This window comes from Nocardioides sp. T5 (assembly GCF_048161455.1).
In the GTDB taxonomy this organism is placed as follows: Bacteria; Actinomycetota; Actinomycetes; order Propionibacteriales; family Nocardioidaceae; genus Nocardioides.
Genome location: NZ_CP182415.1, coordinates 1,818,609 through 1,831,218, shown reverse-complemented (window position 1 = coordinate 1,831,218; position 12,610 = coordinate 1,818,609). Strand labels below are relative to the sequence as shown.

The following is a 12,610-nucleotide window of genomic DNA, read 5'->3' as shown; positions in this document are numbered from 1 at the left end:
CCGACGCCGGGAGGATGACGCCATGACCGGTGCCCGGCACGCTGTGCGGCCCGTCGACGACGTCTGGCTGGCGATGGACCAGCCGGACAACCTCATGGTGGTCGAGGGGTTGATGGTCGTCGACGGCGAGCTCGACCGCGACACCTACGTGAGGCTGCTGCGCGAGCGCGTGCTCGACCGGTTCCCGCGGTTCCGCCAACGCGCGGGGCACGCCTGGCTGCCGTGGCCCGGGCAGTGGTGGGAGGACGACCCGTCGTTCGACCTCGACCGGCACGTCCGGGAGGTGCGGCTGCCCGCACCCGGCGACGACGCCGCCCTGGAGGACCACGTGTCGTCCTGCCTCTCGCGCGCCCTCGACCGGCAGCACCCGCCGTGGGAGGTGCACCTGGTCCAGGGGTACTCCGGCGGCACGGCGATCTACACGCGGCTCCACCACGCACTGGCCGACGGCACCGCCCTGCTCCGGGTCATCCTCTCGCTGGCGGACGAGGAGCTCGCGACGGAAACGGACGACGAGCGTCCCGGGCTGCTGCAGGTCGGGCGGTCGGCGCTCCGCGCCCTCCCCGGGACCGCCAGGCTGCTGCGGACCCCGATGGTCGCCCAGCACCTCCTGCTCGCACACCGTCCCGCGTCACCGCTCTCGGTGCCGCCGCACCACGGCAAGCGTGCGGTGTGGACCCCGTCGATCGACGTGGCCGACCTGCGCGAGCTGCGCCGCGCCACCGGTACGACGGTCACCGACGTCGTGATGGCCGCGCTGGCAGGTGCGCTGCGCCGGTGGCTGCTCGCACACGGCGCCGATCCCATGGTCGACGCCCTGCCCACGATGGTGCCGGTCGACCTGCGCGGCTCGGCCGCGCTGCGCGCCGAGGACCTGGGCAACCAGTTCGCACTGGTGCTGCTGGACCTGCCGGTCGGGCTCGACAGCGCGCTCGCCCGGCTGGAGGAGACCGCTGCCCGGATGCGTGCGATCAAGGACTCACCGGAGGCGTGGTTGACCTACAGCCTGCTGGAGGGGATGGGCCTGATGCACCCGTTCCTCCGGGTCCACGCCACCAACTTCTTCGCGAGGAAGGCCACGGGCGTCACCACGAGCGTCCGCGGCCCGGACCAGCCGCTCCACCTCGCCGGACTGCCCATCACGCGCCTCTGGGCATGGGCACCGATGTCGGCCGACCAGAGCCTGTCGACCTCGATCGTGGGCTACGCCGGCAGCATCCACGTCGGCTTCAAGGTCGACACCGTCGCCGTGCCGGACCCGGAGACCTTGGTCAGCGGCCTCCGGGAGGAGCTCGAGGAGCTCACCGCGCTCGCGCGGCACCCCTAGGGGCGTCCGGTTGGGTGTCCAGACGCTTCTGTTGCGGTCGCCCCGCGCGTCGGAGGACCCGGGGAGACAGAGGCCGCGATCACGTGCGCGACGCGGAGGGTGGTGCGTCGACGCCACCGCCGGACGCTGCTGGTGCGGGTCGGTGTCGGTGCTGGTGCGGCGGGACGAGACACGTGCGCTCCTCGGGGAGAACTCGAGCGGAAAGAGCGGGTCGACCCGACGCTAGGCGGCACCGTCGGTCCACGGCAGGGCCCAACGTCCCGGCTCGGCTCGGGACCTACGGCGGGGGTCGGTGGTCGGACGCGACGGCCTGCTCCGGGCCGGCGTACCTGACCACCAGCATCGCCAGGTCGTCGACCAGCTCCTCGCCGTGGAAGGCGCGGACGGCGTCGAGCACGGCTCCCGCCAGCCCGTCCGCGGAGAGCTCACGGTGGGAGTGGAGCAGCTCGGCGACCCGCTCGGAGCCGAACTGGTCCCGGCCGCGCCGCGCCTCCACCAGACCGTCGGTGAAGACGCACAGCACCTCGCCGGGCGCGAGCACGACGTCGGCGTCGTGCAGCTCCGGGTCGTCGAACAACGCGAGGGCGGTGCCGAGCGTGCCGACCTCCTCGACTCCCCCGTCCGTCCGCAGGACGAGCGGACTGTGGTGGCCGGCGAGGGACAGCGTGATGCGCAGGGGCGCGTCGGGGGCGTCGTCGGAACGGGGCGGTCGCAGGTGCCCGTGCACGAGCGTGCAGTGGCGCTCGGACTCCGTCTGCGCCAGCAGCACGGCGTTGACCTCGCGCAGCGTCGCCGAGGGAGTGAGCCCGGGCACGGCCAGGGCACGCAGCGTGTAGCGCGTGGCCGCGCTGACGGCGGCAGCCTCCGCGCCCTTGCCGCTGACGTCGCCGAGCACGAAGGCCCATGTCTCCTCGTCCAGCGGGAAGACGTCGAGGAAGTCACCGCCGATCTCGCCGCCGTCGCCGGCCGGGACGTAGCGGCTGGCGAGCTCGCACCCCGGGACGGCCGGCAGCACCGCGGGCACCATGCTCGCCTGCAGGGTGGCGGCGACGCGGGAGCGGTCCTCCAGCACCTGCTGGAGGCGCTGCTGGTCGCGCACCCGCTGGGTCACCTCGCGCAGCACGACGAGCTCCCCGGCGGTGCGGCCGGAGATGTCAGTAAGCGGCTGCTGGCTGACGTCGAAGGTGCGTCGCTCGCCGCTGGCGGGGTCCGCGAGCACGAGCCCACCGGGACCGACCTCGGCGACCTCCGAGGTGTCCATCAGGTCACGCACCAGCCTGCCGACCAGCTCGCCGCGGGGCCGGCCCGAGAGGGCGACGGCAGCCGGGTTGACGTCGACGACCCGCTCGAACGCGTCGAGGACGAACACGGCGTCGGCCATGCTCTCGACCACCGCGCTGCGAGCCAGCGGGGCCAGGTCGACGAGGCGCTCCTCGAACAGCCCCCACACCAGCAGCCCGCCGGTGAGGATGAACGCGAACGGCGTCAGGTCGATCCGGGCGAACCAGCCGACCTCCAGGTTGTGCAGGATGTTGGCCGCCCACGGCAGCAGCGCCGAGGCCAGCAGCACCACGGCCATCCGGCTGTAGGTCCGCGCCAGCCTCACCATGCTCGCGACGAACAGCACCGTCGCACCGACGAGCAGCACGTTGTTGTAGGCGAAGATCGCCCAGAACGCCGGCCCCGACTCGACGATCGGCAGCTCCTCGGTGTGGGCCATCGGCGGGTAGGACCGCACCAGGTCGTGCGTGGCCGGGACCGCCAGGAGGGTCAGCGCGACGATCGGCGGGACGGCCAGAAGTGCCACCAGGCGACGCGTGACCCGGTCGCCGCGGCCGGTGTACTGCAGCACGAAGACCAGCCAGGCGGGCGCGAGCGCGACGATGCCGACGTACTTGAGGTCGCCCCACGTGCTCTTGAGCGCGACCTCGGTGACCGAGAGCTCCACGGCGTACGCCGTCCCCCACCACGCGACCGCGACGAGCAGCACCGCCAGGCTCCAGCCCATCCGCGTGCCCCGGCGCCAGGCGACGTACGCCGCCAGCGCGGCGAGCACCAGCCCGGCGCCGGCCATCAGGGTCGCGAGCAGCGTCAGCACCCGGGTCCCTCCGCGTTCGTGCTCCTCCACGCGAGGTCGCGTGGCGGGACCTCCACGCTAACCGGCGGACTCACGTCTCGTCCGGCATTCCGCTCGCGCGTGCCTGCTTTGGGTGAGCCGCTCGAGGAGGCGGCGAGCCAACCCCGAGGTCAGCCCGAGGTCAGCCCGAGGTCAGCGCGCGTCGCGGGCGGCTTGGCGGCGCGCGCCCATCGAGCGGGAGGACGCGTCCTTCTTGACTCCCCCGCTCGTGCGCACCCGGCGCACCTTGGTGCTGGGCACCTCGGCGGGACCGGAGCCCGCAGGGTCGACGGCGGGACCGGCGGACCGGTCGGCGCGGGCGTCGGCGAGCCGTTCGCGCCGCAGCTCGTCCGACGAACGCCTCGCCGCGACAGCGACCTGCCTGCTGACCCGGGCCAGCAGCGACTCGAAGACCTCTGCCTTGTCCCGCGCCTTCTGGTTGCGGGCGTACGCACTCCCCCGGCCGCCGGTCTGCCCGACCGTGAGCGCCGCGCCCCTGCGGTAGACCTTCAGGTGCTTGGAGCGCGCTCGTCGCACGCGCGTGTGCAGGTCCAGCAGCTCGTCCTCGGTGAGGTCGCGCAACGCTGCCGGTTCGGACTCTCGCACGAGCGACAGCTCCGGCTCGGACAGGGTGCGGGGAACGGCTTGGTTCACGACGACCTCCCGGTGGACTGTGGCTGGACCCGACCGTACGGCGCCGGCGGCCCGCCCCACATCACCCGATGCTCGTGAGGCGCGCTCTGCCGGCTCGGCGACGTCAAGGACCGACGTCGACGTCGGCTGGCTCGCCCGGCAGGCGACGTGGCAGGTCCTTGGTGAAGGCCAGCGAGAGCAGGGCCAGGAATCCTGCCACCAGCAGCCCGGTCTTGAGGGCCTGCAGCTGCGCGGACTCGTAGTCGTCGACGAGCGACTCGGACGTCGACTCGTCGAGCCCGGCCTCCAGGGCGGCGGCGCCGATCTGGTCCGACGACACGAAGTCGATCCCTCCCCCCACTGCCACGCCGACCTGCTCGGACACCGCGCTGCTGATCTGGTCGTCCTCGGAGACGTTGTCCAGGAAGTTCGCGGTCAGGCCGGACAGGACGATCGCTCCGAGCAGGGCGACGCCCAGGGAGGAGCCGAGCTGCTGACCGGTGAACTGCAACCCGCCCGCCTCTCCCCGTCCGGAGGCATCGACCGAGGACTGGACCACGTTGCCCAGCTGCGAGGCGATGAGCCCCATCCCGACACCGAGGACCGCCATCGACAGGAGGAAGCTCGGGTTGTTCAGCTCGGGCTCGATGGTCGCCATGAGCAGGGCAGCCGCCAGTGCGGAGGTCGACAGACCGACCCGCACGATGGAGCGGATCGAGAAGCGGGCCGACAGGCGCGAGCCGGCTGCGGAGGCGATGAACATGGTGATGGACACCGGCAGCATCTGGATGCCGGTCTCCAGCGCGTCGAGGCCGATCACCAGCTGCAGGTAGAGCGGGATCGTGAAGAAGATGCCCATCAGGATCAGGTTCTGGCTGAACAGGCCGATCAGTCCGGCGCGCAGGGGTGCGATCTTCAGCAGTGCCAGGTGCACCAGCGGGTCCCGACCGTTGCGCTCCCGCCTGTCCAGCCACTGGGTGAACCCCCAGAGCAGCAGCAGGCCGGCGCCGATGACGAACACCGTCAGCGAGAAGCCGAACGGCGCCACCGGCGAGTCCTCCTTCGGCTTGACCCACCCTCAGACGCTGGACTGCAGCACCCCGAGGACGACCAGTCCGAGTCCCGTCGCGGACAGGACCGTGCCCACGGCGTCGAGCCGCGGTGCCGGCCCGGTCCGGGCCGCGTCGGCGACCTTGGGGGTCATCACCAGGATCAGCGCCACCAGGACCACCTCGCCGGCGAAGATGACCCGCCACGAGTACTCCGTCGTGGCCCACCCGCCGAGGATGGGGCCCACCGCGATCCCTGCTCCGGCGACCCCGCCGATCACGGCGTACGCCACCTTGCGCGACGGCCCCTCGAAGTTGCCGGCGATCAGGGCCACCATCGCGGGAAGCACCAGTGCCGCGCCGATCCCCTCGAGGATCGACCACCCCAGCGTCAGTACGAGCACCGTCGGCGCCAGTGCCGTCATCGCCGACCCGCAGGCATAGATGACCAGTCCGACGACGAACGCGCGCCGCCTGCCGATGATGTCGCCGATCTTGCCGCCGGTGAGCATGAACATCGCCATCACCAGGCAGTACAGCGTGATGACGGCCTGGATCGTGGTCACCGTCGTGTCGAAGTCGTCCACGAGGGTGCTGATCGACACGTTCATCGCCGACTGGTCCAGCACCATCACGAACTGCGCCAGCGCCAGGGCGACCAGCGGCAACCAGCTCGTCCTGGCCGCGACCTCGGTCTGTGTCGACATGACCCTCCGCTCCCACACTCGGTGGGGCGAGGGTCCCGCGCCGCCGTCGCTCTGCACATCACCCGCCGCGGGTGTGGGCCACGACGCACGACGCCGGCCGCGGGAGTGGTCCCGGCGACCGGCGTCGTGGTGATGAGAGGCGCTGCCCGCGTCAGCGGCGGATGGTGAACCTCCACTTCTCGACGTTGCGGTTGCCCAGCGCGTCCTTGGTGACGAGGCGTACGACGTAGCGGCCGGGCGCCAGGGCACGCTTCGGGGTCCACGTCATCCGGCCCTTGCGGGCGTCGTAGCGCACGCCCCGGACCCGCTCGCCACCGACGAAGAGCTTCAGGTCGCGGGCGCGGACCTCGGAGTGCCTGTCGACGACCTTCGCGGAGAGCTTCGGCGTGCGGTCACGCGTCGTCCCCTTCGGCGTGAGCTTCCGGACCCGCGGTCCGGTGCGGTCGACCGTCCAGGTCGCCGTGGCCGGGGTGGCGTCGACGCCGCCGGCACCCACCGCCCTGACCCGCACCTCGTGGCTGCCGGCCGACAGGTCGCGGTAGGTCTGCGGCGACGTGCAGGCCTGCCACGGTGCTCCGTCGAGCGAGCACTCGAACGTCGCTCCCCCGGCACCTGCACCGGTGGCAGCGAACCGGATGGTCGCCGTCTTCGCCCGCGTCCCGTCGCGGGGCGCCCCGGTGATGGTGGTGTCCGGGACGCCCGGAGCCGGCGGCTCCACGTTCTTCTTCGTGGTGGTGACGGTCACGGTGCCGGTGTCAGAGTCGGTCCCGTCGGTCACGACGTAGTCGAACGTGTCGGTCCCGGTGTGCCCGGCGTCCGGCGTGTAGGTCACGGTGCCGTCCGCTGCCGCCACCGCGGTGCCGTGCGCCGGGTCGGTCACCGACGACACGGAGAGCTCGTCGCTCTCGTCCGCGTCGGTGTCGTTGGCCAGCACCTCGATGTCGACCGCCGTGCCCTGCGTGGTGGTCGCCGTGTCGTCCACGGCCACCGGTGCAGCGTTGACCGGGTCGACCGGGTCCTCGCCGTCGACCAGGAAGGTGTCGAAGGAGACCTCGTCACCCTCCTGCAGCACGCCTGCGGCGAAGACGCCGAAGCGGGGCTCGAGCATCGCGTTGTCGACCGCTCGGGGCAGGTCGACCCACGTCTCGCCGCCGTCGAAGGACGCCTGGCCCGCGTAGCTGGTGCCGGCCTTGGTGAGCCGGAACCGCATGTCCGTCAGGTCGGTGCCGTCCGGGATCGGGAGCTCGGGCTGCGGGTCGCCACCGACGATCACGTTGTTGACCTCGGAGCGCAGCTCGACCCGGTTGGGGGCCTGCCTGCCGTCGTCGGAGATCACCACGAGCTTCACGTAGTTGGCGTCGTCGGCGTAGGCCATCAGACCGGCCTGGCTGTAGCCACCGTCGAGCGTCGACACGTCGGCGTGGGTCTCCAGCGTCCAGTCCTCGCCGGCGTGGTCGGCCGACTGCAGGACGAGGTTCGACTTGCCGGTGCCGCCCTGGTAGATCTCGCCCGGCGTCGTGGTGAGGAAGAGCCGTCCGTCGGCGACCCGGCGCTTGGTCGGGTCGTCGGCCACGATCGCGTTCCACCGGCAGGTGCCGAGGCTGCTGCCCTCGAACGTGTCGTCCGGCGTCTCAAGGTCGCAGGCCTCGGTCACCGTCACCGTGACGGTCCCGGTGTCACTGCCGCCGTTGCCGTCCGTGACCGTGTAGTCGAACGTGTCGGTGCCGACGAACCCGTCGTCCGGCACGTAGCGGACCGTGCCGTTGTCGTTGATCGTCGCGGTGCCGTCGCCCGGGGTGGTGACGGACTCGACGGTGAGGGTGTCGCCGTCGGGGTCGGTGTCACCGGTGAGCACCGGGATGGTGACCGCCCGGCCCGCCGTGGTGGTGGCGGTGTCGTCGTCGGCGACGGGCGGACGGTTCTCCGCCGCGGCCGGGGTGAGCCGGAAGTAGTCGAACGACGCGGTCCGGCCCGGCTGCTGCACGCCGAGGGCGAACAGGCCGAGGTCCAGGTCGGCCGTCGGGTGGGCGACCGTGCCCACCGGCTGCCACTCGCCGCCGTCGACAGCGACCTCACCGGTGTAGCTCGTCCCCGACTTGGTCAGCCGCAGGCGGTACGACGTCACGTTGGCCGGCAGGTCGACCTGGGGCTGCGGGTCCTGGATGGCCCCACCCAGCTCGGAGCGCAGCTCGACCCGGTTGATGCGGCCCTGCCCGGTGTCGGAGATGACGTCGAGCTTGACGTAGTTGTCGTCGTCGCCGTACGCGATGAGCCCGCCCTGGGCGTACCCGTCGGTGAACGTCGCCGACAGCTTGGTCTCCGCGACGTAGTCCTCCGGCAGGTTGGCGGCCGACTGCAGGACGAAGTTGGTCGCCCCCGCCGCGTTGGGCGTCTGGTAGATGTCGCCCTCCGTGGTGGTGATGGTCAGCGCACCGTCGGCCACCTCGTAGTTGGAGGGGTCCTCCCGGACGATGGCGTTCCAGCGGCACTCGTCGAGCCCGTTGCCGGTGAACTCGTCGCTCGGGTCGGTGGCGCCGCTCGTGCCGTCGGGCTCGAAGCGGATCCAGTCGTACGTCGCCGTCGGGCTGGACGTCGCGCCACCGGACACTGCGGCCGGGCCGATCTGAGGATCGGCGAAGGTGCTCATCGGCGCGGGCCGGCCGACGGGCGAGAACGTCTCGCCGTCCGCGGAGTACTGCGCCCGCAGGTCGGTCCCGTCGGAGACGAGCCGCACGTAGTAGGTCGTCGGGAAGTCGGCCGGGACGCCGCCGAGCTTGTCCGCCCCCTCGTTGCGCGGGTTGCCGTCGGCCTCGTAGATGAACTCGACGTCGCGGTTGCCGCCGGCCGAGATGAGGTGGACCGAGGCCCAGTTCTCGTCGTCGGAGTAGAGCCGCAGGCCGGCCTGGTGGTAGTTCTCGGTGACCTCCGCGGTGATCTTGGCGGTCACCTCCCACGAGCCGTCGGGAGCCTGCTGGACGATGATGTCCTCGGCGTTGCCGCCGATGCCGTAGAGGCTGCCGCTGTTGATCGGCAGCTGGAGACCGCCGTTCTCGACGCTCCACTCGCCGCTGTCGCGGATGATCTCCCACTTGCCGTCGAGCGACGTGCCGTCGAACTCGTCGGACTGCTGGACGCCGCACGCGTTGAGCACCCGGATCGGCACCGTGGAGGAGCCGGTGGCGCCGTTGGTGTCGGTCGCGGTGAGGCGAGCGGTGTAGCTCCCCGGCTCGGTGTAGGTGTACTCGGCGTCGAGGGTGTCGGCGGTGTCACCGTCACCGGGGACGCCGAAGTCCCACTGGTAGGTCAGCTCGTCGCCGTCGTAGTCCGTCGCCGAGCCGGTGAAGTCCACGGTCAGCGGCGCCGTGCCCTGGGTGGGGGTGCCCTGCGCGCCGACCTGCGGCCGGGAGTTGACCGAGACGCCCTTGCCGGCTGCGTCGAAGAAGTTGACGTTGAACAGGCCGGTCGCCGAAGGGTTGTCGTTGGTGAAGACCAGGAACAGCTCGTGCGAGCCCTCCTGCGCGGACTCCGCGATCTCCATGTCGACGAACTGCCACTGCTGCCAGCCGCCGGTCACGGGGACGTCGACCGAGCCGGCCAGCGGCCCGGTCGGGCTGTCGAGGCGGGCCTCGATCGTGCCGCCCGCGCCGGCCGAGGCGACCCGGAAGCGGAGCCGCGGGACCTGGTAGAGGCTGATCGGCTCGTAGGACACGTGGTCGCCGGCGTCGATGTTGGACAGGTTGCGCGAGCCGCCGAGCGGGTCGGTGGTGGCCTCGGTGTCGACGCCCTGCTGGCTGTCGAAGTGCTCGGCCTGCTTGCGCTTGGGCTGCAGGACGACCTCGTCCTCACCTGTCAGGGTGCGGACGCCGTCGGCGCCCTCGTCGGTGTAGCTCGCGTTGATGACGCCGAAGATGTCGGCCGAGGCGTCGTGGCCCTCGTCCTTCACGGTCGGCAGGACGACGTCGCAGCCGGTGCGCGAGCTGAGCGGGTGGCCGTGCGAGTCGTGGCCGAGGATGTAGTCGATCTCGACCTTGGCGCAGTCGATCTCCCCGTCCTCGGGGTCGGTCACGTTGACCTTGACCCGCACGGAGTCACCGAACTCGAAGAACGCACCGTTGGGCGGCAGCTCGATCTCGACGACCGGCCGGGTGTTGCCGACCGTGACCACCGCGGTGGCCGTGCCGGTGCGGCCCGTGCTGTCGGTGACGGTCAGCCGGGCGTCGTACACGCCGGGCTGGGTGTAGGTGAAGGTGGGGTTCGCCTGGGTGGAGTCGACGGTGCCGTCGTTCTGGAAGTCCCACTCGTAGCCGACGATCGAGTCGCCGGCATCGGGGTCGCTCGAGCCCTCGCTGGAGAACTGCACCTCCAGGGGAGCCGCTCCGGAGTCGGGCGACGCGGAGGCCGACGCCGACGGCGAGCGGGCACCCTCGTTGATCGCGTTGATCTTGTAGACCGCGGAGTTCTCGTTTCCGGTGAAGTAGCCACCGTTGCCGTAGTCGAGGACGTAGAGCGAGCCGTCCGGCCCGAACTCCATGTCCATCGCGGCGTAGAGCGTCATGGAGTCGAAGAACGGGTCGATGCCGGCCACGTCGCCCTCGGCGTCCATCACGACGTCGCGGATCCAGCCGCGGGTCCACTCGCCGGCGAAGAAGTGGTTGTCGAAGTACTCGGGGAACTTCACGTCCGAGTCGAGCTCGGGGTCGAAGTTGTAGACCGGTCCGGCCATCGGGCCCTCGCCGCCGCCACCGAACTCGTTGGTGGTGACGCCGTTGTAGGTCACGTTGCCGCCGTCGTACTTGATCCAGGCGGCCTGGGCCGGCGGCAGGTTGATCAGGCCGGTGTTGCGCGGGCTGTTGTTGACCGGCGCCGTGCAGTCGAACTTGGGGCCGGTGGTGTTGGTCGCGAAGTCCCAGTCGTTGTAGGTCTCGGCCGGGGTGTTGGTGCCGGTGCAGTAGGGCCAGCCGAAGTTGCCGGCCTCGCGGATCTGGTTGAACTCCACGATGCCGCCGGGGCCGCGGTTGGCGTTGGCGCCGCCGGCGTCCGGGCCGTACTCACCGAGGTAGACGTAGCCGGTGCGCTTGTCGACGGTCATCCGGAACGGGTTGCGGAAGCCCATCGCGTAGATCTCGGGACGGGTCTTGCCGTCTGCGTCGGACGCCTCCGGGAAGAGGTTGCCGTCCGGCACGGTGTAGTCGGCCTCGGTCGGGTCGGGGGTGATCCGCAGGACCTTGCCGCGCAGGTCGTTGGTGTTGGCCGAGCTGCGCTGGGCGTCGTACGCCGGGTTGCGCGTGGCCCGCTCGTCGAGCGGCGCGTAGCCGTCGGAGGCGAACGGGTTGGAGTCGTCACCGGTCGAGAGGTAGAGGTTGCCGTCGGCGTCGAAGTCGATGGCGCCACCGGCGTGGCAGCAGATGCCCCGGTCGGCCTCGACCCGCAGCAGCTCCTGCTCGGTCGAGGGGTCGAGGTCGTCGTCGACCATCTTCATCCGGGTGAGGACGTTGTAGCCCTTCCACGCCTCGAACTGCGCCGCGGTGCCGTCGTTGGGCGCGTCACCGGCCGGCGTGTCGAGCGGTGGGGCGTAGTAGAGGTAGACCCAGCCGTCGTCCTCGAAGGTCGGGCTGACGGTCAGGCTCTGCAGGCCGTCCTCGTCGTGGGAGTAGATCGGGACGTCGTAGAGCAGCGTGGTGTTGCCGTCGAGGTCGGTGAGGAAGATGCGGCCGTCGCGGGCGTTGTGGAGCACGCGCCCGTCGGGCAGCACCGAGATGCTCATCGGCTCGCCGACCTTGTCGACGCCCTTGGCGAGCGTCACCTGCTCGAAGGAGGCGTCGGTGGGCGCCGGCGGGGTGCACGCGTCGGACGCCTCGCCCGCGGCGTACTGGATGCCGCCGAGCAGGTGGAGCCGGAAGAGCGGCTCGGAGAAGGAGGCGTCGGTGTGGCCGCCGCCGGTGTAGAAGCTGCGACCGCCGTCGAACTCCTGGTACCAGGCGATCGGGTGGTCGTCGTCGGTGGCGTTGCCGTCGTTCTCGACGTAGGTGGACTCGTCGAGGGTGGCGATGACGTTGATGTTGGGGTTGACCCGCGGGCTGTAGTCGGCGCCGCCGCCGTTGACGACCGGGTCGTCCTTGGACTGGAAGTTGTACCACTCGTCGGTGCGCTCCCAGCGGTCCGGCAGCGCGCAGGAGGACGGGGTGGTCTTGTCCTCGACGTCGATGGTGGCGGTGGGGGTGCCGGCCGGGTGGCTCTGGAAGTAGGCGCCGACGAGCTCGCCGTACCACGGCCAGGTGTACTCGGTGTCGGACGCGGCGTGGACGCCGACGTAGCCGCCGCCGGCCTGGATGTAGTCCTCGAACGCCGCCTGCTGGGTGTCGTTGAGCACGTCACTGGTCGTCGACAGCCACACCACCGCCTCGTACTGCGCGAGGTTCTCCGCGGTGAACTGGGTCGCGTCCTCGGTGGCGTCGACGGTGAAGCCGTACTGGGCACCGAGGCGTTCGATCGAGCGGATGCCCGCGCCGATCGAGCCGTGCCGGAAGCCGGTGGTCTTGCTGAAGACGAGGACGTCGTACGTCGGCTCGGCGAGGGCGGCGGCCTGCGCGGGTGCCGCGGCAGCGGCGCCGACCGTCGGGTCAGCGGTGCGGGGCGCGGCTGCTGCAGCCGGGACGGCGGCCATCCCGCCGGCGGTGACGGCCGCAGCCACCACCCCTGCGACGGATGTCCTGACTCGTGCGGCGGGTGAAAGGAACCTGCTCATGCTGTCCTGCCTTCTGAAGTACCGAGCCACCGT

General features: G+C 71.3%; 6 protein-coding genes. 1 reads left to right on the top strand and 5 read right to left on the bottom strand.

The genetic code is table 11. From position 1 onward, the window contains the following. Positions 1-22 precede the first annotated feature (22 nt). Positions 23-1,327, top strand: a complete 1,305-nt coding sequence (locus ACNKF0_RS08900; protein ID WP_416957587.1) for a wax ester/triacylglycerol synthase family O-acyltransferase — start codon at positions 23-25, stop codon at positions 1,325-1,327. A 277-nt stretch (positions 1,328-1,604) separates the two neighbouring features. Here the strand turns inward: ACNKF0_RS08900 and ACNKF0_RS08895 are convergent, their stop codons facing one another. From ACNKF0_RS08895 to ACNKF0_RS08875, 5 genes are all read right to left on the bottom strand, one after another. Then, positions 1,605-3,455, bottom strand: a complete 1,851-nt coding sequence (locus tag ACNKF0_RS08895; RefSeq protein ID WP_416957585.1) for a histidine kinase N-terminal 7TM domain-containing protein — start codon at positions 3,453-3,455, stop codon at positions 1,605-1,607. A 141-nt stretch (positions 3,456-3,596) separates the two neighbouring features. Then, a complete protein-coding gene (locus ACNKF0_RS08890; RefSeq protein WP_416957583.1) occupies positions 3,597-4,097 on the bottom strand; it encodes a hypothetical protein in 501 nt (166 codons plus the stop codon). A gap of 103 nt (positions 4,098-4,200) precedes the next feature. After that, on the bottom strand, positions 4,201-5,124 hold the full coding sequence (locus ACNKF0_RS08885; protein WP_416957581.1) for an MFS transporter: 924 nt from the start codon (positions 5,122-5,124) through the stop codon (positions 4,201-4,203). Between the two features lie 30 nt (positions 5,125-5,154). Continuing rightward, positions 5,155-5,832, bottom strand: a complete 678-nt coding sequence (locus tag ACNKF0_RS08880) for an MFS transporter (RefSeq protein ID WP_416957579.1) — start codon at positions 5,830-5,832, stop codon at positions 5,155-5,157. A 151-nt stretch (positions 5,833-5,983) separates the two neighbouring features. After that, positions 5,984-12,577 carry a ThuA domain-containing protein gene (locus tag ACNKF0_RS08875; RefSeq protein WP_416957577.1) on the bottom strand — a complete coding sequence of 2,198 codons (6,594 nt, stop codon included), beginning with the start codon at positions 12,575-12,577 and terminating at the stop codon, positions 5,984-5,986. Between the last annotated feature and the right edge of the window lie 33 nt (positions 12,578-12,610).